Annotated in this window: 16 protein-coding genes and 3 pseudogenes; 12 read left to right on the plus strand and 7 right to left on the minus strand. The window is 62.9% G+C overall.

Features of this window, described 5'->3' with window-relative positions:
• Positions 1-70: 70 nt before the first annotated feature.
• From BN976_RS06655 to BN976_RS06665, 4 genes are all read left to right on the plus strand, one after another.
• Complete coding sequence (locus tag BN976_RS06655; protein WP_051558309.1) at positions 71-1,222, plus strand: hypothetical protein; 1,152 nt, start codon at positions 71-73, stop codon at positions 1,220-1,222.
• A 75-nt stretch (positions 1,223-1,297) separates the two neighbouring features.
• Positions 1,298-1,531 carry a DUF2188 domain-containing protein gene (locus BN976_RS32455; protein WP_084182219.1) on the plus strand — a complete coding sequence of 78 codons (234 nt, stop codon included), beginning with the start codon at positions 1,298-1,300 and terminating at the stop codon, positions 1,529-1,531.
• Between the two features lie 28 nt (positions 1,532-1,559).
• A complete protein-coding gene (locus BN976_RS06660; protein WP_145977921.1) occupies positions 1,560-1,898 on the plus strand; it encodes a hypothetical protein in 339 nt (112 codons plus the stop codon).
• A complete protein-coding gene (locus tag BN976_RS06665) occupies positions 1,895-4,369 on the plus strand; it encodes a tetratricopeptide repeat protein (RefSeq protein WP_036368824.1) in 2,475 nt (824 codons plus the stop codon). Before BN976_RS06660 ends, BN976_RS06665 begins: the two co-directional genes overlap by 4 nt.
• A gap of 515 nt (positions 4,370-4,884) precedes the next feature.
• On the opposite strand, the gene BN976_RS06670 is transcribed toward BN976_RS06665, so the two are convergent.
• Positions 4,885-6,528, minus strand: a complete 1,644-nt coding sequence (locus BN976_RS06670) for an FAD-dependent monooxygenase (protein ID WP_322787911.1) — start codon at positions 6,526-6,528, stop codon at positions 4,885-4,887.
• 223 nt (positions 6,529-6,751) lie between these two features.
• Here BN976_RS06670 and BN976_RS06675 point away from each other — a divergent pair, with 223 nt between their 5' ends.
• Positions 6,752-7,372 carry a TetR/AcrR family transcriptional regulator gene (locus BN976_RS06675; protein WP_036368826.1) on the plus strand — a complete coding sequence of 207 codons (621 nt, stop codon included), beginning with the start codon at positions 6,752-6,754 and terminating at the stop codon, positions 7,370-7,372.
• A 213-nt stretch (positions 7,373-7,585) separates the two neighbouring features.
• Here the strand turns inward: BN976_RS06675 and BN976_RS06680 are convergent, their stop codons facing one another.
• From BN976_RS06680 to BN976_RS06695, 4 genes are read right to left on the minus strand one after another with little or no spacing between them, the layout of a single operon-like run.
• Entirely contained in the window at positions 7,586-8,020 is a 435-nt protein-coding gene (locus BN976_RS06680; RefSeq protein WP_036368828.1) for a hypothetical protein, read from the minus strand.
• On the minus strand, positions 8,017-10,932 hold the full coding sequence (locus BN976_RS06685; protein WP_235621982.1) for an MMPL/RND family transporter: 2,916 nt from the start codon (positions 10,930-10,932) through the stop codon (positions 8,017-8,019). The genes BN976_RS06680 and BN976_RS06685 overlap by 4 nt, the downstream gene beginning before the upstream one ends.
• The gene (locus BN976_RS06690; RefSeq protein ID WP_084182221.1) at positions 10,929-11,375 is read right to left on the minus strand and encodes an MmpS family transport accessory protein; all 447 of its coding nucleotides are present in this window, start codon (positions 11,373-11,375) and stop codon (positions 10,929-10,931) included. The genes BN976_RS06685 and BN976_RS06690 overlap by 4 nt, the downstream gene beginning before the upstream one ends.
• Positions 11,372-12,019, minus strand: coding sequence for a TetR/AcrR family transcriptional regulator (locus BN976_RS06695; RefSeq protein WP_235621983.1), 648 nt, complete (start codon positions 12,017-12,019; stop codon positions 11,372-11,374). Before BN976_RS06695 ends, BN976_RS06690 begins: the two co-directional genes overlap by 4 nt.
• 462 nt (positions 12,020-12,481) lie before the next feature.
• Here BN976_RS06695 and BN976_RS34025 point away from each other — a divergent pair.
• Positions 12,482-12,586 (plus strand): annotated as a pseudogene (locus BN976_RS34025) (F0F1 ATP synthase subunit C); the annotation flags it as partial.
• A gap of 322 nt (positions 12,587-12,908) precedes the next feature.
• Positions 12,909-13,145 (plus strand): hypothetical protein, encoded by a 237-nt coding sequence (locus BN976_RS06700; RefSeq protein ID WP_036368833.1) that lies wholly within the window; start codon positions 12,909-12,911, stop codon positions 13,143-13,145.
• A gap of 82 nt (positions 13,146-13,227) precedes the next feature.
• On the opposite strand, the gene BN976_RS06705 is transcribed toward BN976_RS06700, so the two are convergent.
• On the minus strand, positions 13,228-13,887 hold the full coding sequence (locus BN976_RS06705; RefSeq protein ID WP_036368836.1) for an Ea47 family protein: 660 nt from the start codon (positions 13,885-13,887) through the stop codon (positions 13,228-13,230).
• 416 nt (positions 13,888-14,303) lie between these two features.
• Here BN976_RS06705 and BN976_RS06710 point away from each other — a divergent pair, with 416 nt between their 5' ends.
• The 4 genes from BN976_RS06710 (at position 14,304) to BN976_RS34290 (ending at position 20,566) form a co-directional block, all read left to right on the plus strand.
• A complete protein-coding gene (locus tag BN976_RS06710) occupies positions 14,304-14,534 on the plus strand; it encodes a hypothetical protein (RefSeq protein ID WP_036368838.1) in 231 nt (76 codons plus the stop codon).
• An 88-nt stretch (positions 14,535-14,622) separates the two neighbouring features.
• Positions 14,623-15,930, plus strand: coding sequence for an IS256 family transposase (locus BN976_RS06715; protein WP_036367295.1), 1,308 nt, complete (start codon positions 14,623-14,625; stop codon positions 15,928-15,930).
• A gap of 8 nt (positions 15,931-15,938) precedes the next feature.
• Positions 15,939-19,196: an AAA domain-containing protein gene (locus tag BN976_RS06720; protein ID WP_036368840.1), complete on the plus strand. Its 3,258-nt coding sequence runs from the start codon at positions 15,939-15,941 to the stop codon at positions 19,194-19,196.
• 104 nt (positions 19,197-19,300) lie between these two features.
• Positions 19,301-20,566, plus strand: a complete 1,266-nt coding sequence (locus BN976_RS34290) for a phospholipase D-like domain-containing protein (protein ID WP_235621984.1) — start codon at positions 19,301-19,303, stop codon at positions 20,564-20,566.
• Positions 20,567-20,728: 162 nt separating this feature from the next.
• On the opposite strand, the pseudogene BN976_RS34295 reads toward BN976_RS34290, so the two are convergent.
• Positions 20,729-20,932 (minus strand): annotated as a pseudogene (locus BN976_RS34295) (integrase core domain-containing protein); the annotation flags it as partial.
• Positions 20,933-21,092: 160 nt separating this feature from the next.
• Here BN976_RS34295 and BN976_RS06735 point away from each other — a divergent pair.
• Positions 21,093-21,782: pseudogene (locus tag BN976_RS06735) on the plus strand (DDE-type integrase/transposase/recombinase); the annotation flags it as partial.
• Between the last annotated feature and the right edge of the window lie 69 nt (positions 21,783-21,851).

A 21,851-nucleotide genomic window follows, 5' to 3' on the forward strand; every position in this document is an offset into this window, starting at 1 on the left:
TTTTGTCGACCACTATGTCATGTATTCTGTCACGAAACGACGCCCGCAGGCGAGAGGGAGTTTCACAACGATGGGTATTCAGTTTCGGCTTGGACCCAACGACCACAAACCGGTCGAGGACTTCCTGTCCCGCGAACACGCCGGTGCCGCCGCGATCACCCTTGACACCAAAGCTGCACGTCACCAAAAGGATGCTGCCGCGGCCGCCGCCGAAGCAGGGTTGTCCGTGTACTGGGAGCCGGCCGCCGAGCGCCTCGCCGCCCCCGGGTATGACCTGGAAAAGCTTCCCCTCTGGGCAGGTCAGCCCTACGACATCGACTCCCTGTCCGGCAACCTCGCAGCCCGCGCGGCCCTGGTCGAACGGACCATCGACAAGCACCCTGAGCTGAGCACACACATCACCGCGCCGCACTTCTACGTGGCCGACGAGCGCACGGCGCGGCTCAACGTCGATCTTGCCGAACGAACCCGGATCGCCGTCGGTGACGACAAGCCAACCCGTGCGGTCATCACCCTGGCGACCACCGCCATCAACCGCCTCGGCATCGATCTGGCCGCCGAATACGCAGGCGCAGGGATCGGTGACATCGAGATCAGGTTTTCCCCGCTCGGCGGCGACGATGAAGGTATCCGCAAGATCCGTACAGTCTTCGGGGTGCTCGATCAGTTCCGCGAACATGGCATGACCGTCACCCTGGGCTTGTCGGGGAACATCGGCCGCGCCGCACTGGCCATGGGCCACGCCGATGCCTACTCGGTCGGTCTGGGGATGCTCGAAAAGGTCAACCACTCTCAAACGATGTCGCGCTACCGCAAGGCTCCCGACCCTGAGAAAGACCAGGGCGGCGGCGCCACTGCCGGCATCTATCTGCCCGTACTCGGAGCCACCGTGTCAGCCAAGGCCGCCCGACAGTTGTTGAGCCACACCGATATCCGCACCCGCGTCGGATGCCGAATCGGATCGTGCCGCAACAGCGTGACAGGACCCCTCGATAACCGTCGAGCGCACTACCTGCACTCCCGATCCAACGAGGTAGCCGAGACGCTTCGCCGCCCCGCACCATGGCGCGGGGCAATGGAAATCGACCGTCTCACCGAGGCCATCGCGCTTCGTGAACGTGTCAACGAGCACTACCTCAGTGAGGACGTACGCAAACTCAGCACACGCACCCTGCGCAGTCTCATCGACGAGATCGAACACGAACAGCAGCAAGCCTCGTGAGAAGACCGTCGATGTCGTACTGCGGGAGTAACTTGCTCAACGAAAACAGTCGAGCGGACAAGGAGTAGTAGCAACGTGGCTGACTATGACGTGCAATACGACAAAGACTCAGGTGACTGGAGCGCAAGACGCGCAGGCGCAGAACGCGCTGCCGGCCGCTACGACACCCAAGCCGAAGCCCACGACGCCGCACGCGGTTTCGCCGAACGAAGCGGCGGCGGCGAGGTCCGCGACCACCGCAAAGACAATAACCAGATCCGCAACACCGACACAGTGGGGAAGAGGGATCCCTACCCCCCTAGAGGATAAGAATCCACGGTTAGCGGAGGATCAGATGATGCGGGTATGGGCGGCGGCGATGCTCGGTGTGATCTCGGCCGTGGCTCTGACTTTTGCCGGTACTTTCCTGACGAGCGGCGGCGCCGTCTGGTGGGAGTGGCTTCTCCTCGGCGTGGCGATTGTGGCCGGGATAGCGAGCGGCGTCCTGGTAAAGCGGGAGCGCGATTCGCGAGCTGCCAGCCAGGCGGTACAGGGTGGCGCTGTAGGGCAACAGACAGCGTCCGACGAGGGCACCAACATATCGATCAACGCCGACCACGGTTCGGCGGCCGCGTATCACATGGGTGAAGTGCACGTCGGGCAGCAGCGCAGACGCCGGAAGCGCAAAGGGTCGTGACCGAGGACGCAGAGGGCCGCCGAGTCGACGACGAGGACGGTGCTGCCCGAAACATCTACATCAGCGCGACCAACGGTGGGGTGGCCGCATATCGCATTGATCAGGTGATCATTGATGGTTTGGCCGAATTGCAGGCCGCGACAACCGTTCTCCCGCTTGAGGCGCTGGTCGTCGAACCCACGCCTTTCGTCGGCCGCGAATCCGAACTGACGCGGATCGCTGATCTGATGTCTGGCTCAGGCGACGGCCCCAGCAGCGGCATCGTCGTGGTGAGCGGACCCCCAGGGGTGGGGAAGACGGCGCTGGTGCGGCAGTCCGCGAACGCGGCCGCGGCGGCCGGACGGTTCGACCATGTTCTCTTTGTCGATCTCCGCGGTTACGCGGATGACCCCGCCGTTCGGGTGCAGCCCGCGGTGGTGTTGTCGAAACTGTTGATCCTGCTCGGGGTCGACGACGATGAGATCGCCGCCGATCCGGCCGAGCAGGCTATCCAGTACCAGCAGCGACTCCACGACCTCGCAGCCGAAGGAAAATCGGTACTGCTTTGGCTAGACAATGCCAGCCATCCCTCGCAATTCGAACCACTACGGCCCGGCAGCCCCATCCATCGAGTCGCCGTGACGACGCGCGAAACGTTCGGCCGCATACCAAAGCCCCAGGTCGTCGATGTCGACGTGATGGGCTCCGACGAAGCGGTCGAACTGCTGATCAGCGCTGTCCGTGCCCGCGATCCGGACGATGGACGACTGATGAATGCTTCGCAGGTCACGCTGCGGTTAGCTGAACTCTGTGACCATTTGCCGCTCGCGATGCAGATCGTGGCCGCACTCCTGGCCGATGAACCAGACCGGCCGATCGTCGAGCTGGTCGAGGAGTTAGCCAGTGAGGAGGACAGGCTCAACAGCCTGGACTACGGCACAGACCTCTCCGTTCGGGCCGCGTTTGCGTTGTCCTACAAGAGATTGCCCGACAACTTGAAGCGCCTGTTCCGTCTGCTGTCCGTCGTTCCCGGAGGCGATGTCGGGCTGGTGGCAGCCGGATGGTTGATCTCCGCATCACACGCTGCGGTACGGCCGCAACTGATGGCATTGGTCCGCAGCCACCTCACCCAGCAGCACGTTCGCAACCGCTGGAGCATGCACGACCTGATCCGGTTGTACTCGGCCGAGTTGTGCGCGGAACAACCCGAGGATGCCGAGCGGGCGTTGAAGGTAATCGTTGTGAAGTATCTCTTGGGTGTTGGAGCTGCGGCCGACTGGCTCACGGGAGTGCCGAACGACAACAACAGAAAATTCTTTCCTACAGCACAACAGGCGGCTGCCTGGTTCGAGGAGGAGCGCACTACGGCGATTGCCATCGTCCTGGCGGTCGCGAAGCGCCCCGAAACCGAGTACCGCGAGTTGATTTTGGCATTCGCGGTCGGGCTCGGCGAGATATTGGGATCACAGCGGCACTGGCTCAGAGAATTCCACGACGTCGCGGTCGTTGGTGCATCACTTGTCCCCGAGGCGCAGAACCGACACTATGCGGCGTGCGTACTGAACCACTACGGTTCCGCTCTTCGGAAGATGCGCCAGTTCGACGACGCACTCGACGCGTTTCGGCGGGCCGCCGAAGTCGCCCAAGAAGCCGGGTTTGACGGTGTAGCAGTCGCGGCGCGCACCAACATGGGAAACGTCTACCTCGATCAAGGCCGGGACGTCGACGAAGTCATCGAAATCTACTGGGACGATGTACGAGCCTGTCGGGCATCTGACCCGCCGGACCGTAGCGGCGAGGCGATTGCTTTGAGCAACATTGGCGGCGCGTTGGCGAAGGCGGAGCGGTACGCCGAGGCGGTTTCACCTCTACGGGAAGCTGTTGCCATCTGCCGCGACCTGGAGGACAAACCCGGAATTGCCAGCGCAGGTAAGAATCTCGGGGCAGTTCTCGGTCGCCTGGCGCGGATCGAGGACAATCAGACGTACCTGGACGAAGCGATCGAACTGCTTGAAGAGGTGGCCGAGATCTATAAGGAGCGCGGCAACGTTTCGGGCTGGGCGGAAGCTGTCAACAACCTCGGGCAGACGCAGTGCCAGATCCGGCGATTCGCCGAAGGCATTCCGAACCTTGAGGCGGCCCTCGACTACTTCGAGAGGTCCGGTCAGACCGAGTTGGCCGGTCAAGTTCGTGAGGACCTGGAGTCCTACCGGCTGGACGCTGCAGCCGGGCGACCGTGGTCAGCGATCCCGCTGGGGGCGAATCGGTATCGCTTCACCAATGCCTCCGGCGGACGCCTCGCAATGATCGCACTGACGCCGTTCGGCGCAACCCATGTCGAGGTCGAAGGCAGCCCCGAACCCCATATCGTTCCTGCGCCGGTTGATGCCGGCGCCAGTTTCATCGCGGTGGTTTGCGGAATCGGTGTGCGTATCATCGCCACCGCGGTGCCATCGATGACGCACACCTACTCGGACTTCGTGCCGACCTGACTTGGCCGCCATCGGCGGGCTATAACGCCGGCGGTCTTCGTCGTTGTCTTCTCCGAGACCAAGGGCCGGGCCGGTGCGTGGCTTTTACGTCATGGCAACACCGACCTCTGCGCGGGATCGCGCTCAGGTTTCTGACCATTGGGCGGACTACCTGCCTGTCCGTGCGGTTGTGGGCGTCTTGTGCGACGCAGTACGGATAGGTTTGGCGACCCGCGCCGCGAATCTTCGACGGTGTCGGGCAGCGCCACGGCGGCACTGTGGGCGCTGGGGCAGGACTTGACCGTGGGGGCGGTGCGCATCTGTAGTCATGGCTGTGGCATCACGGCGTGGCGACAGGTTGTGGACAGCGCCGAAAGTCCCATGCAGCCGCCGCACGCCGAAACCTCGCGACACCGGCCACTATCCCGAGGACCAGCGGTATCCAGGATTGCGTCAACTCCCTGCTCATCGAAATCGGCTCCACCACTGGGTCGTTCGGCAAGCGACGGTCATGTTTTCAATTCGGGCGGCTAGACTCACGACCGCCCACGGGCTGCTCGGCCTGTCTCGATCAGGTGGAAGTATTCACGTACAGAGATGAAGTCCATCGTGTCGTTGCGGTAACCGACATATTTGTCCGGCCGGATCAGGTACAGGCTGGGGCGTCGGACCCCATAGCGGTCATGTACGTCGCTGCGCACATCGGCGAAGACACCTTCGGTGGCTGCGAGCGGTTGATGGCATCGAACGATCAGGTGGACCTGTCCGTAGCCTGCCATGACTTCCTCGGCTTGACGCTTCCAGCGAGTGAGCACGTCGGGGTTGGATTCGTCTGCCGCAAAGAGCATCAGGTGATGCCCGAGGCCGCGGTAAAGATGACGCAAGGCCACCGACCCCGACCGGGTTTCGACATAGGCATCACGGAAGACCTCACCGGCCTGTGGCCCGGTGTCCTCGCCGTCACTCCACGGCGCGCCCGTCGCGTTGGACCAATGCTCGGAAACCAATGCGCTATTGCGGTAGTTGACCAGATGCTCGCCGAGTGCATTGGAGAGCCTCTGCTGCATCGTGCTGAGCTGGCCGAATAGCCGCAATGCGTGGCGGCGTGCTCGCCGCGCAACGAAAGCGTTCTCCGTAGCCACGCGGGTAGCGGTCGAGGTGGCGTTGATGACCGAGGCGGCCACGGGTCGGCGTTCGGCCTGGTAGCTGTCGAGCAGCCGTGGATCGGCGCCGCCGGCGACGACAAGTGCGAGTTTCCAGCCGAGGTTGTAGGCATCCTGCATACCGGTGTTCATGCCCTGGCCGCCGATCGGGCTGTGAGTATGCGCGGCGTCACCAGCCAGCAGCACCTGCCCGCGCCGGTACTGCTTGGCCAGCCCTTCGCGTGCGACGAAGGCCGAGCTCCATTGCAGATCGCTCAGGTGCGCGTCAAGCGGTGTCCGTTCGGCGACGTGCGCGGCGAACTCGGTTAACCCCGGGTGGCTGGGCGGGTTGTCGTCTGCCGTGTTGGAAATGATGCGCCAGTACCCCCCGGACATCGGGAACACCGCGACCAGCCCGCCTTTGGCGAACCAGACGTGGAAGCGATCACGCGCGATATCCCAGGGCGCCGCGATGTCACCCAGGATGAAGCCACGGCGCAAGTCGGCCATGTCCCGGTCGATCCCGGCTGCCGCGCGCACGGTGCTGTGGGCGCCATCGCAGCCGAGAAGCCAAGCGGCGCTGCACTGCTCGGTGCGTCCATCATTACGCACGATGTCCGCGGTCAGACCCGCCTCATCGACCCGGAACGACTCTAAGCGGGTGTCCCACTCGATGTGCACCCCGAGTTCGGCGACTTTCTCCCGCAGCAGCTCGGTGGTGCGCCACTGCGCCAGGCAGAGGTCCATCTGAAACGGCGAGTCAACGGCGGTGATGTCCAGTTCCGCCACGCACGTCGTGCCTTGGTAGAAGTTCAAGCCGCGCAACGGGATTCCGCGTTCGATCGCGGCCGTCGCGATCCCGAGATCGTCCAGTAGCTCCAGCGACCTCGCCGCCACCGCCACCGCGCGGCTTTCCTTCACCTGCGCCGGGCCGGCGTCGATCACCCGTGAGGCCACACCGTGTCGAGCCAACTCGCCCGCCAGCACCAATCCGGTGGGTCCCGCGCCAACAACCAGAACTTCAGCTCTCACGTGCACCTCCGGACGAATCGGCTGCCAACAGGTCCGGCCATTGGTCTTTGGCCGCCCGCAGCAGCGCCACCCTCAACGAGTTGGCACTCACGCCGCTGAGCTGCGCGGAACGCCCAGATCTCGTGACCATCAGCCTTGCCTCCAAAAAGAATCAATATTCTGTTTGGAGTTTCCATCAGCTACCATCCAAATGTCAAACAGAATCTCAGTTCGGGTTTAGGGGATCGAGATGCCGCCGGTATCTGAGCGCTACCGCGACGCCCGCCGTCGACAAATCACCAAGGCTGCGCGACGTTGCTTCGCCCGGGCCGGATTCCACGCCACGTCGATGCAGGACGTCTTCGCGGAGTCGGGTCTGTCGGCTGGCGCGGTATACGGGTACTTCGCCGGAAAAGATGACTTGATCGGCGCCATCATCGAGGAGGTCGTATCCGAAATCGCCGCCGCGCTGGACTCGGTTATCGAAACCGAATCACCGCTACCTCTCGGCGAGGTTGTGGGTCAGATCATTCACGTGCTGGACAGTCCGCCAAACGGCGGCGAACTCGCCCGCCTCGCGGTTCAGGTGTGGGCCGAGGCCGGCCGAAGTCCCGAGCTAAGCACCCGGCTGTCGGGCCACTACCGCAAGATGCGTGCGCGCTTCGCCAACCTCGTGCAGCGCTATCAACGCGACGGCATCATCGACCCCGACGTCCACTCACACTACATAGCGCAGGTTCTCACTGCCCTGGCACCGGCGTTCCTATCCCAGCGTGCCCTACTCGACGACGTGAGCGCTGACACGTTCACTCAAGGACTGGGCGCATTGCTTGCCATGGGGACCGGGCAAGGGGCAATGTCTCGACAGTAAGGAACCGCCTGCGCCGGCGCGACACGAACGACGTCCAATGATGATGGGTGGTTGTAGTGTCTCACAACCGATTACATGTCCTCACGCTCGACTGCACACCGAGATGACCATCGGCGACATTCCCCACGACTGGCTGTTCCCCGCGTGGCGGCGGTAGCCCATCACTGCGGGCGCGGGCACCACCGCAGCGGGACTGCGCGCCGGGTAGGAGTATCAACGCGCACGCTCGCGCCGGAGGCGCTCCGCGCGCCCATTCAAGTGGCCGATCTTGTGCAACTGCGCGGTCATGTTCAGGGCCGCCAACATGGGCAACACCCCGATGAATGTCGCCCAGGACGGGGAGGCTCCATCCAACTGGTCGAGTTTTCCGAACACGTAGAGACTTCCGATGCTGAACAGCGCGGCGGGAATGGAGTAGGCCATCGGGGACCGACGCTCGGCGGTGGTCTGGGCGGCGAAATCCAACTCCTCCTCCGAAATCGGTTCGCCCTTGCGTAGCTTGCGCAGTACCGAACCGACGCTGCCGATTCGTTCGCTGACCTCGGTGGGTGTGCGCTTCAGCAACCGCCGGACGTAGACGAAGGCGACGCCCCCGAACACCAACGCGGCCACGAAGGCCGCCAGCGTCAGCCAACCGAACAGGCTCACTGTTTTGCTCCTCGGGGGGCCATGGACTCGTCGTCGTCATCCCAGAGCAGCAGTTGCCGCACCGCGGATCGGGTCCCATATGGCTGTAGCATCTGGCTGGCCGGGCGGGGACGCACGCGTTGGGGCCACCAGAACCAGCGGCCGAGCAGGGTCGCGATCGACGGCGTCATGAACGCCCGCACGATCAGGGTGTCGAACAGCAGACCGAGCGCAATAGTCGTGCCGACCTGCCCGATCGCCCGCAGATCGCTGAACACGAACGACGCCATGGTGGCGGCGAACACCAGACCCGCGGCGGTGACGACCGAGCCGGAGCCGGCCATGGCACGGATGATGCCGGTGTTGAGTCCAGCGTGGATCTCCTCCTTGAACCGCGAGACCAGCAACAGGTTGTAGTCCGACCCCACGGCCAACAGCAGAATCACCGACAGCGCCAACACGATCCACAGCAGTTGGATCCCGAGGATGTGTTGCCACACCAGTACCGACAGGCCGAACGACGCCCCCAGCGACAGGACCACCGTGCCCACGATGACCAGCGCGGCGATCAGGCTTCGGGTGATGAACATCATGATGAGCAGAATCAGGCAGATCGCGGCGATGCCGGCGATCATCAGGTCGTACGTCGCGCCCTCGCTGACGTCTTTGTAGGTTGCCGCCGCGCCGCCAATGTAGATGTCGGCGTTGCCGAGCGGAGTGCCTTTGACGGCGTCGTTGGCCGCCGCGCGGATCGCATCGACATGCGAAATGCCTTCCAGCGTCGCGGGATCGCCGTCGTGGGTGATGATCATGCGGGCGGCCCTACCGTCGGGCGAGAGGAACAGTTTGAGGCCGCGTTGGAATTCGGGGTTGTCGAACGCCTCGGGCGGCAGGTAGAAGGAATCGTCGGTCTTGGCGGCGTCGAACGCCTGGCCCATCGCGGTCGCGTTCTCCAACGAAGCCTCGCTGTTGGCGGCGATCCCCGATTGCGTGGCGTAGTTCGTCATCGCCAGATCGCGGTTGGCCTGCTGGCTGGCGATCTGGGTCGGGATCAGCGCGAGCAGTTGCGGCTGCAGCGCATTCAGTTTGTCCAAGCTTGCGGTGACGTTTCCGAATTGGCTGGCGAGCTGGTCGATCCCGTCGATCGCGTCGAACACCGAGCGCAGCGCCGAGCACATCGGGATGTTGAAACAGTGCGGCTCCCAATAGAAGTAGTTGCGGATGGGCCGAAACTGATCATCGAAGTTGGCGATCTTGTCGCGCAGCTCGTTCACCGTGGCAACGGTGTCGTGGAACGCCTGGGTCTGTTCGGCCGTGGCGGCGCTGGCCTGCTGTTGCAGTGCGTACTGTTGTCGCAGGGTGGCGATCGACTTGTCGATCTCGGCAACCTGTTTGAGCAGGTCAGCGGCGCGGTCTTGCTGGAAGGGCAGGTTCTGGATCTGGCCGATGCTTTGGGCGCTGATCTGAAACGGGATCGAACTGTGCTCCAGCGGGGTGCCCAACGGACGGGTGATGGACTGCACCTGAGCGATGCCCTCAGTGTGGAAGATCGCCTTGGCGACCCGTTCCAGAAGGATCATGCCGGTCGGATCGCGCAGGTCGTGGTCGGTTTCGAGCATCAGCAACGTGGGGTTGAGCGTGGCCGCGGAGAAGTGCCGTTCCGCGGCGGCGTAACCGAGGTTGGCCGGGGTGTCCGCGGGCAGATAGCGACGCATGTCATAGCTGGTCTTGTAGCCGGGCAAGGCGAGCAAGCCGATCAACGCGGCCCCTACCGTCACCACCAGGATCGGCCCGGGCCAGCGCACCACCGCGGTGCCGATACGCCGCCATCTGCGGGTCTGTGCTGCGCGCCGCGGGTCCAGTAGCCCGAAGGCACCGGCCACCGTCACGACGGCGGGTGCCAGGGTCAGCGCGGCGGCCAGCGCGACCAGCACGCCGATCGCCCCCACCGGACCCATGCTCTGGAAGTACGGCAGCCGGGTGAAGCTCAGGCAGAACACCGCACCGGCGATGGTCAGTCCCGATCCCAGGATCACGGGTGCCGTCGAGCGGTACATGGTGTGGAACGCGGTGTCGCGGTCCTCGCCGGCGTGGCGTGCTTCGTGGTAGCGACCCAGCAGAAAGATCGCATAGTCGGTGCCCGCGGCAATGACCAGCAGCGTGAGCAGGTTCGTCGCAAACGTCGACAGCCCGATGATCCCGGAGTTGGCCAGCAGCGCCGCGACGCCCCGGGCCGCGCTCATCTCGACGATGACCGTCAGCATCACCAGCAGCGTGGCCACCATCGATCGGAAGATGAACAGCAACATGACGATGATCACCCCGATGGTGATCAAGGTGACCTTCACCAGACTTTCGCCGCCGACCAGGATTTGGTCGGCGAACAGCGGCGCCCCGCCGGTCACGTAGGCCTTGACCCCCGGCGGCGGCGGCGTGCTGTCCACGATGTCGCGCACCGCACCGACCGACTCCAGCGACAACGAATCGCCCTGGTCCCCGGCCAGAAACACCTGTGTATAGGCAGCCTTGCCGTCGCTACTCTGGGAGCCCCCGGCCGTCAGCGGATCACTCCAGAAATCCTGAATGTGTTGCACATGGGTGCTGTCCGCCGACAGCATTTGGATCAACGTGTCGTAGAACCGGTGCGCGTCGGCGCCCAGCGGCTCGTCACCTTCCAGCACGATCATGGCCGAACTGTCCGAGTCGAATTCGTCGAACACCGTTCCCATGCGTTTCATCGCCTGCAACGAGGGCGCATCTGGTGAGCTCAGGCCGACGTTGTTTGCCTCGCCGACTTCCTCCAGCTGCGGCAGGAAGACATTGGTGAGAACCGCAATGAGCAACCACACCAACAGGATCGGCACCGACCACCACCGAATGGTCCGCGAGATCCGGCCCGCCAACGAACGGTCCTCGATGCGCTGCTCACTCACCCGGACTTCTCCAGACAGTAGGTATAGGCGTTGTGCGTGTTGACAATTCGCTCGTCCTTGACCTCGCCGTCGATCGTGATGCGGCAGCCCAGTGAATCGCTGTCGCCCTGGGCGACGACGTTGACGAACACCCCGGGCTGGGTGGTGGTCACGTCGTAGGACCACGGCAGCACAGCGTCATCGACGCTTTGTGGTTGCGCGTCGATGTCCACATAGCTGATCGTCGCCACCGAACCCGGGGCGCCGAAGACCTCGATGACAACACGTTTGGGGTTCAGCGACACCGCTTCTCGTGGCAGCTCACCACCGGCCGACACGTCGCTGTCAGACCCGAAAATGCCGTGCAGTCGGTACACAGCAAACCCGGCCAACGCGATCACCAGCACCGCGACCAGCAGCATCCACCTCCCCATGAGGAGTCCGCCGACCGCGCGTCTGGTCATCGGCTTAGCTCGCCCAGGAGATAGCGCTGCAGCGTGGCACCAAGGTCGGCGGCCACGAGGTCACGCGGATGCGTGGCCAGCGGTTCGATCCCGACGATGTAGCGGGCCACCGTGACCCCGACGATCTGCGACATCACCAGACCGGCCCGGTATTCGGGATGGTTTGCCTCAAGCCGCTGCGCGATGGGCAGCAAGATGTTGCGGGTCAGGAAATCCCGCACCCGCCGGGCGGCTTCGGGTTCGGCGGTCGCCGCGCGGATCATGCCCACCATGGGGCGGCGGCGCACCTCGTCGTCGAGGACGTCGAGCACCGCGGTCGCCAACCGGGTGCCGGCCCCCTCGGCGTCACCGCTGACCACCCAATCGATCAACACCACCGGGTCGATCGGCAACTCGACGACGGCCAGGAAGAGATCCAGCTTGGTGCCGAAGTAATGGGCTACCAGCGTCGGATCGACTTCGGCCGCATGCGCGACCTGACGCATCGACGTGCGGTCATAGCCCAACGCGGCGAACTGCTTGCGGGCGGTGTCGGCGATCAGCTCCCGGGTGGTGTTGGGCCCCGGCCGACGCCCGGTGTGCTTGACGGGTCTGGGCGTGCGGCTCATCACCGAGTCCAGATTTCCGCACGCATAGAATTCCACACGGATGGAAATGCTAGCGGCAGGACGGCGCCGGGACCAGAGCTGATAATCTCCGCATCCGCAGCGAAATGGTGGGGAGGCACAATGGGCGTGCGGCGGCGCCGGGGCCACTGCTCCATCACGGTTCCGGAGACGGTGACGTTTCCATCCGGCTTGACCGCCTGCACCACGCAGTAGATCCGCCGTCGGGGGATTCCGCCACGTTAGTGAACAAGGGGCGTCCGACAGGTTGTTGAGAAACAGCAGGTCGCATGTGCGGGCAAACCGACAACTACGTCGACTTCCTACGTGACGGCCCGTTCTGAGCCGTCCGACTCACCGCATTCGGGGCGCCGCCGCCACTATCAACCAGCGCCACCTCACCGCCGACCGGCTCGCTACCGCGATGCGGGCCGCGGTCAACGACCGTCAGCTCCGCGCGTCGACTCAGTGCAGACATCGCCGCCGAGGACGGCGCCGCCCACGTTCACACCGATTCTGATCACCGTGTGCCTGGTCGTCGAAGCGATCTACCTCATCAATATCGCCTTCATGGCTCTGTTTATCTACGCCACTCCGGGCAAGTAGCGCACTGTTGGTCTCGCGGCAGCCCCTCCAAAGTTGAACGCGTTGCCGTGACGCGCCTTAACGCCCCAGCTCACATATCGGGCGAGATCTGCAACGTCGTCACGGCGTCGGCGGGCGCACCATGCACGCCGCGTTGGGCTTTGGCATGGAGTCTGATTTAGGAAATGCAGCACTTCGTGAGACAAACTCCGGTGCAGGCGTTGTGAGACAAAATGAATAGCCGCAGGTCGGATAGCGGCCATATGCAGCCGAAGGTGAGAACCTACAGATTCTCGGCGATTACCAGGCTAATTGGGTGCTCAAGTGTGGCCCTTTTTAGGACATGAGTAGTGCGAGCGACGGCATCCTGTGCGCAGGGTCGGAAAAAAAGCAGTTCGTAGAATCGCCCGACTTCGACGATGCGGTTACCGGTGCGGTCGCCGACAACCAAGGTGCGCACGAGAAGATGAGTGACTACTTCTTCACAAATGCGCCTGGCCGGTCACATCTCATGTCCGATATCGCTAAATGGTTCTACCAGGTCGTGGCCTCGGGGAGCGAGCACATACCAGTGCAGTGAATAGTTAGCGGCAATGCTGGCTGGTGTCATGTCACTGCGGATGGAGATGCTCCTGAATGACCTGAGCGGTCACAGCAAGCGATTATCGACATATTTCGCCCCCGAATCGCGATCTGGCTGGGACCACCGCCTCAACTTCCAGAAACTCGAGCGCAAGTTCGGCCAATGCTGCGAAGCGCAGGTCGATGAGCTGTTGACCGTCGTGAACGGTTGGCGGGTCCGGCAATCGGAAACTGCGCAGCCCGTACGACCCCGTCAGCTCGCCTGGCGCAAGATCAACGTGTTGTCGCACGGCTCCGCTGACGGCCAGCCCATATTGGTCTTCGTAGCAGGCGACATCCGCGATCGCCACCCCGGTGTTCAAGTCGTACATTTCCGCCAACGCGCCTGGCAGACCCCGCTTTTCGATCTCGTTCCGTAGGTTGACGAAATACCTCATGAGGGGATCGACTCGCAGCCGGTCCTGAATCGCGGCGTACCAGCCGTCAAAGTCAGCTGAGTAGCTCCTCAGCGTTTGCAGAACAAAGGTCACGCGACGGATGTCGATGACCGCTGACCGAATGTGGGCCAGCTGCTGACCGGGGCGTGAGCAGTTCTCAATCTGGTGGACGGCATCCCTCGCCGCTCGGACGACCAATTCTGCCTGGGCGACGACTGTCTTGGGAGAGTCATGCCGACGAAGGTGCGGCAGCTTCGGCATTTGCGGAAGGTCGGGAAACTCCCCATCGATCGATGCCGCCACCGCATGCCTCCTTGCCGTTGAGTTCTAGCTTTCGACGGTAGTGGGCGGTGAGCGTAGGCGGAATCACCGCAGTTCGCGCTCGCCCCGAGTGACTCTGCTACCAAAACCAGTATTCATGCCCACGATTGCGCAAGTGCAGCTTGCTTCGGGCAGCGACCAATCGCGGGGTACCGTACACGTGCCAAAATCGCCGTAGTCGCGGGAGTTACTTGGAGCTCGGGCCACGTGGGCTCGTGAACGGACGCTCCCGGAGCAGGTCGAAATGTTAAACGAGCAGGCACCCCAGCCCCGGGTTCGTCGAGCGCCCCGGCCTGTCTCCGAGCCGCCGGCTTATCCGCGGCGAGTTCACGTCGTGTCGGACCTCAATGTTTCGATAAGGTTCCGTAATCCAGCGCCGACGCAAGGGGGTCTCGGGCGTGCCCGACGTTATCGCCGACCACTACATGCTTCTGAAGGTTGAGCGCCGTAGCGGAACCTTCTCTATCGTCCGAAAAGCGATTGACGACCGCGACGAGTCGTTCGTTGCTGTGAAGCTCCTGTCGGGCCAGTCCGACGATGTGACTCGGAAGGTCTTCAATAACGAAGCGAATACGCTCAAGAGCCTTTCGCACCCGAACAGAGGTTGTCCCGTTCTTCGTGGAATTTGAGGTGACGGTCCCTCACCTGAGGCCTGCCTGATGGTAGGTCTTCGGGTGAACCGCCAAGTACACCTCGAAGAAGGAGTAAGGGACCGCCATGAAGACCGTACCTACTGTTCGTCTCGCTGACACGATCGATGCTGCCGCTCTGCCCGAGTTGCCGGAGGAGATCGCGCTGGCGATGACCGATATCGCCGATGCCGCGCGCGAAGGGCTGATGGCGATGAGCGTGGCCGCCGGGATGGCGGTGATGGCCGCGATGTTTGAGGCCGAGATCACCGAGATTGCCGGACCCAAGGGCAAGCACAACCCGGATCGCGCCGCGGTGCGCCATGGCGCCGAGAAGGGATCGGTGACTCTTGGCGGTCGCCGGGTGCCGGTCGAGCGGCCGCGGGCACGCACCGTCGAGGGCCATGAGGTGCCGTTGACCAGCTACGCCCACTTCGCTGCTGACGACCTGCTGACTCAGGTGGTGATGGAGCGGATGGCCGCCGGGGTGGCCACTCGCCGGCACGCCCGCACCGCCGAGCCGGTCGGCGAAAAAGTCAGCGGCACACAGAAATCCACTTCGAAGTCGGCGATCTCGCGTCGATTCGTCAAGCAGACCGAGACCGCGCTGGCCGAGTTGATGAGCCGCGACTTGGCCGGCGAGGACATCAAGGTGCTCATGCTCGACGGGGAGCATATGGCTGGCCGGTGCGTGGTGGTGGCGCTGGCGATCACCGCCGACGGCACGAAGAAGCCGGTCGGGTTGTGGGACGGCTCCACCGAGAACAAGACGGTGGTGTGCTCGCTGTTGGCCGATCTCGTTGAGCGTGGCCTGCGCTTCGATGACGGACTGCTGGTTGTCTGCGACGGGGCCAAGGCATTGGCCGCCGCGGTGCGTGAGGTGTTCGGCGCCAAGGCTGCGATCCAACGATGCACCCTGCACAAGCGTAGGAATGTCGCCGATCACCTGCCCGATAAGGAGCAGGCCTGGGTGGATGCCAAGCTGGTCAAGGCGTTCGGCCACCCTGACCCCCACACCGGGCTAGCCAATGCCAAAAGCCTTGCTGCGCAACTGGAGAAGAACTATCCCGGCGCGGCCGCGTCGCTGCGCGAGGGGCTGGACGAGATGTTCACCGTCGCCCGTCTGGGCATCGACGGCCGGCTCGCCAAAACACTGACAACCTCCAACCCAGTCGAGTCGATGATCTCGATCGCGCGCACCACCAACCGAAACGTCACCCGCTGGCGCGACGGGCAGATGGTGCTGCGCTGGACCGCAGCCGGCATGCTCAACGCCGAGCGAGCCTTCCGCCGCATCAAGGGCCACAAGCAGATGCCCCAGCTCGTAGCTGCCCTACATCGACACGCCCACCCCAAAACCGCCGCCGGTACCGAAGCTGTCGGTGCCGCCGCCTAGAGTTCACCATGGATCGTCACCAAGAATCCACGAGACTCGGGACATGCTCCCCGAACATCGTTCGCTGCCGCTGGTCCGGCATCGACGAGACAGACACCTATGTCCTCGTCTTGGATTGGGTCGATAGCAACCTCGATGACGTGCTGAAGGCAAATGGGCCGTGGGATTCTTGGGATCGGTTGGCTACCGAGATCGCCCTGCCGCTTGTGGATGCCCTTGCCTACACGCATCTGAAACAGATTGAGCATCGAGACATCAAGCCACAAAACGTCCTTGTGTCAGACACCGGCGTCCCACTACTTGCAGACTTTGGCATCGCGAAGATCCGCGGGGATGAGCAGACGACTTCGCACACAGTCGCAGCCTGGCATTCGAAGCCGTACGCTCCGCCGGAACTCAACGCTGATATCCGGTATGTGCGCGACGTCTACTCGATGGGTGTTCTCCTCATTCAATGCATGACCCAGGAGCAACTCAAGGACCTCGCTGGTGTCGAACGGGCATTGGATGCAATTCCCGTTCCTCCTGAAGTTCGGCGCCTATTGGGCTCGTGCATCGCGACACAGCCAGACGACCGTCCAAAGAACGCCAGCGACCTCTTGGGGGCCCTAAAGGCCATCCAACAGCGCAGGCAGGCACAGCAGCAGGTTGCGCGAAACCCCGTCTGGCTGCGACTCACAAAGTCGGCCATTAAGGCACTAGCGGGTAGCGATGCTGCGCGGCAGGAAGCGATCGGCAAGGCCAACGCAGACTTATCGGGGGACATCTACGCATCCTTCTTCAAAGACCAGGAATCAGGCGAACTTCAACGTGACAGCATTCGCGTCGACGGCGAGGCTTGGAGCTTCACCTTGAAGACTGACGACAGCGGTGCCGTGGTAATCAAGGCGGCAGAACTTGATTTCGAGCGACTTGAAAATCACAGGCGACGGGCACTACTCGTTCCGAAAGTCTTTGACTGGACGTTCAACCAGCCAGTCAATCTTGCCCTCGCAAAGACCGGCATCGCCACTTTGATCGACACCGTCGATGCCTTCTACGAGGGCTTGGGCAGTGCCGACGAACGTGTTGCAGAGGAGCGGGTCGGCGACGAACTGTTCGACACGTGGCGGCGAGTTCTGAATGCCCGCGAGGAGCTCGCCCGCGGGGAGAAGAAGCCACTGCCTTATAAGAAGTGGCAGGCACGGGGCCGCGAGGCCACGTTCACCCTCGATACGGCGGTAGACCACGATCTGGTGGGCACCGAATGGCGGGTTCGAGATCTGGCGACCGACCGAAAGCTCGGATGGGGCGAGGTGATCGATCATGATGGCGATCGAGTTGTCATCCTGAGCGCTCGGCGATGGGAAGGGCTTCCCGATCGCGCTGTACTCGATCCCCACCTTGGACCGGACGAGGCGGCATTGAATCGACAGCGCCGGGCCGTAGACGACGTTCAGCGCGATAAGTCAGCTCGCCCGGATCTCCGGCAGTTGCTTCTTGACCCCGGCCGCAACGCGGAGCCCAAGCCGATTTCGATCGTGAGCTGGAAACGCCAACTTGACGATCGCAAGCGGGAGGCTATTGAGACAGCAATGGGTTCTCCTGACATCTTCGTTGTCCAAGGGCCACCGGGTACCGGCAAGACGAGCTTCATCGCCGAGCTCGTTGAGCAAACATTGCTAGCAGACCGACAGGCACGGGTGCTCATCGCTTCGCAGACGAATGTCGCCGTGGACAACGCCCTGCAGCGACTTGCTGACGGTGGTCAGGCCAGCATGGTTAGGCTCGCGAGCGCTGACCAGAATCGGGTAGACGAATCAGTGCGGCACCTTTTGCTCGATGCTCAGATGAAGCGTTGGGCACGAGCGGTGCGCAAGAACGCCGAGGGCCACCTCGGAGCGCGTGCCACCGAGGCGGGTTTGGTGCCGTCACATCTGCGCGCGGCATTGGCGCTCCAGCAGTTGTCTGCCACCCTGGCGCAACTCGAACACTTCCAAAACGCGCGCCCGGATGAGGAGGAAGGGCAGCGGTCGGAGTTGGCAACGGCCCTGTCCGAGCCAATGTCTGCGACGTCGGTACAGGAGAAAGCTGACGCGCTGGCTGACCTACGGGATGAGCTGGTCTTAGAGGCTCAATCCGAGCTCGGCAGTGACCTGACACTGTCGGCAGACATGACCCGAGAAGACGCGATGAATGCTGTAGATGCCCTCATCGGAGGAAGCAGCGACGCGCAGCAACTGTTGGCCCGATTGCAGCTGCAAGGTGAATGGCTGCAACGCATCGCTTCGGATTCTGGCCTCGCGAGCACTTTCCTGGACCAGACAAGCGTGATCGCGGGAACCTGCGTTGGCTATCTGAGGCACCCCGCTGTGCGCCATCTCGACATTGACCTGTGCATCGTTGATGAGGCGTCTCGGGCGACCCTTACCGAAGCCTTGGTGCCGGTTTCACGCGCCAAGCGCTGGGTCGTCGTCGGTGATACCAACCAGCTGCCACCGGTCGACGAAGACTTGCTGCGGAATAAGGACCTGATGAACGACAATCAGCTTCTTCCAGAAGACGTGAAACAAACGCTCTTCCAGCGATTGGCGGACCGCTTGCCAGAACACTCGCAAGTGATGCTGAATCGGCAGTACCGGATGATCCGTCCAATCGGTGACATGATCTCGACCTGCTTCTACGGCGAGGAGTTGCACTCTCCCAACGACGGCGAACTCGTTGGCTACGCTCTCGGCTACGGCAAGCCCGTTCTGTGGCTTGATACGTCGGCCCACGGTGACGGTCGCCGAGAGGCTGCTCCCCAAGGCAAGGGCAAGAGCTTTGCGAACCGTGCCGAGGCTCGCATAGTGATCGATCGACTGGTGGTGCTGAACGGAGCGGTCGACAAGGGGGTCGTCAGCCTGCCGAAGAACTGTGAGCAGCTCGAAGTTCTAGTTATAGCGCCGTATGTCGCGCAAGTCGCCGAGCTCAAACAGCAGATCGCTCCCCTAAGCAACCGGTTACGGCACTTGTCAGTTACCGTCATGAGTGTCGATGCAGTGCAGGGGCGCGAGTCAGATGTCGCCATCTTCTCGGTGACACGCAGCAACGCCAGAGCTGAACTGGGATTTATTGGCCCCGACTACTGGCGTCGCATCAATGTGGCGCTCTCCCGCGCTCGATTCGGCCTTACCGTTGTTGGAGACGCGGGGTTCATCAGAGGTACGGCCGGTGCCTTGAAGAAGGTGCTCACGTATGTCGAGACGCATCCGGACGACTGCGAATTGAGGACCGCCGAGCGATGAGTCTTACCTCCGCCGATATGCTCCGGCGTCGGTTCGGTGATCACCGACCAGGGCTTCAGCTGATCAGCGTGGTGGATGCAGCCCTACCGGTAACGATGCTTCGGGTGGATGTGTTGGCGCAGGAGCGCAAGCCGCTCCCCTTGCTAGAGGAGTTCATTCTGCGATTCGTGCACGCAGGGGTGGGCGACATTGATGAGATTGCCGCACTCCTTGGTCTGGAACGCGACCAGGTAGTTAGCACCGTCGCCGACCAGATCAGCTCCAACAACCTCACCAAGAATTGGAGCGGACAACTCGGCCTCACGGCATTGGGTCTGGAAGCTGCGCGCGACGCCGCGGCGGTACAGCCCGTCTTAACCCAACTCAATGTGCCGTTCGATCGGCTCGTCTGGAACGCCCAAAACTACACACGTTCCAACCTGATCAAGAAGCGGGACGCACAGGACGCCGGCCTTGAGCTTCTGCCCGCCAAGAAGAGCTCACGGGTCGACCTAAACGACCTGGCCGTGGAGCGCTTCAACGAGCTGGTCGAGTCCCGCGACGACAGGACAAGGCAAGTGGAGGTGCTGCGCATTCGTAAAATTGCGTCGCAGAATCTGCACCTTTACATGCCAGCCCAGCTGCTGGTCTATGGCGACCCTGACTCCGGCGAGGTGGATCTGGGACTATGCATCGATGGGGATCTCCAGCCCGCTCATGGATTGGAACTTGCGGCCGCGGACGCCGTGGCCAGACTTGGGATCGCTGTAGCACGCCCAAATCCCCGCCCCACTCTGTCCCCCGAGCTCGAAGCGCAGCGGGTCGCAAGCGATCAGATCGAAATCCTCAGAGCCGCCGGCGATCTGAACGAGGCGGAACCTGACGAGAGTCCACGACGCATCGAGGACATCGCGGTGCGGAGTGTTGACGTGCACGAGCACCCACAACTACTCGCTGAAGCGCTCAGGAGCACAAAAGAGCGGTTACTGATCATCGCGCCTTGGGTAAAAGGCGCCGTCGTCAACACGGACTTTCTCGCGGCCCTCGAACGACGACTCCGGGCTGGAGTCGAAATACATGTCGGCCACGGTTACGGACCAGATGACAGCGGATCTGACGAGTTTGCACTGCGCAAACTCAACAACCTTGCAGCCCGCTACGACAATCTAAGAATTGTCCGCCTGCAGAACACCCACGCCAAGATACTGATCTTCGACGACCAGTGGATCACGACCAGCTTCAACTGGCTGTCGTTCAGAGGTGATCCGAACCGGACGTACCGCATGGAGGAAGGCACGCTCGTCCAGATAAGGAGCGAGGTCGACAGGGCCTTCGCCCGGTACGTCGCTGTACTCGACGCAGACGGCGTTGATCCCCGTGAGCACGTCTGACCCGCCGCGAATCTCCGTCTTCTGCACCGGGTTGAGCCTCATACCGCTTGCCTGCGTCGATCGTTGCCGTGAAAGGCAATAGGAAGTGAAGCGGACGTCGTGAGATGGGGCGGAAAGATGCAGTGACCCGTCCCGGTGAGTCCGGAGACTGCTTTCGTTGAATCACCCTGCCTTTGGTGGGGTGTGTCTGTGATCGTAATGGAGCTTCTCCACGGCCTCGGGGGTGAAGTCATCGAGGTACTCGTGCGGCCGCTCGGTCTTGAACCACAACACCCATTCGGCGGTCGCGAGTTCGACCTGGTTGACGTCGCGCCACGGGCCTTGGCGGCGGATGACTTCGTTCTTGAACGACCCGACTGTGGTGTCCCTGGCCATGAAAAAGTACCCACTGGTGGCCAGGCTGAGGTATCCGTTTTTGGCCAGGTGAAAGTATCCAGCCCGTGTTCGTCGTGTCGATCAGGAACTGCGGGCCCCGATGGTGACGGTGAAGGCGCCAACCAATCGCCATCACCACCGGGGAGTTCCATTGAAGTCTGCGAAGGACCGCATGGATATCATTTCTGCCTACCACCAGCTCGGTTCCTACCGAGCCGCCGCGGAGCACTGCGGCACTACCCACCGCACCGTCAAGAAGATCGTCGACAGGTTCGAGGCCGACCAGGCCGGTGTGCCGCGGCCACCGCGAGCCGAACGGGCACACAACTACGATTCGGTGGCCGATCTGGTCGCCGAACGCGTGGAGAAGTCCCACGGCCGGATCTCGGCCAAGCGGCTGCTGCCGATCGCGAAGACCGCGGGTTATGAGGGTTCCGCGCGTAACTTCCGGCGGCTAGTTGCCGAGAAGAAAGCGTTGTGGCACAGCACTAATCATCGCGGGCGGCGTCCCGCGGTGTGGGAGCCGGGTGAGTACCTGGTGATCGACTGGGCCCAAGCCGCACCCGGGCTGTTCCTGTTCTGTGCGGTACTGGCGTTCTCCCGGTGGCGGTTCGTGCGGTTCGCCACCAACCAGAAGGCAACCACCACGCTGGCGTTGATCGCCGAAGCCCTCGCCGCGATCGGCGGGGTCCCGGCACGGGTACTGGCCGACCGGATGGCCTGCCTCAAAGGTGGCGTCGTCGCCAACGTCGTCGTCCCCACCCCGGACTACGTCCGGTTGGCCGGACACTACGGTTTCGCCCCCGATTTCTGCCACGCGAGCGACCCACTCTTAACCGGCTAATCCGGGTGACTCGGATGGGGGGAACTGCCCATTTCCTCCAGTTTTGCGCCCGGATCGAGCCAGATG

Origin of the sequence: Mycolicibacterium austroafricanum (assembly GCF_000612725.1) — a bacterium.
Classification (GTDB): Bacteria; Actinomycetota; Actinomycetes; order Mycobacteriales; family Mycobacteriaceae; genus Mycobacterium; species Mycobacterium austroafricanum.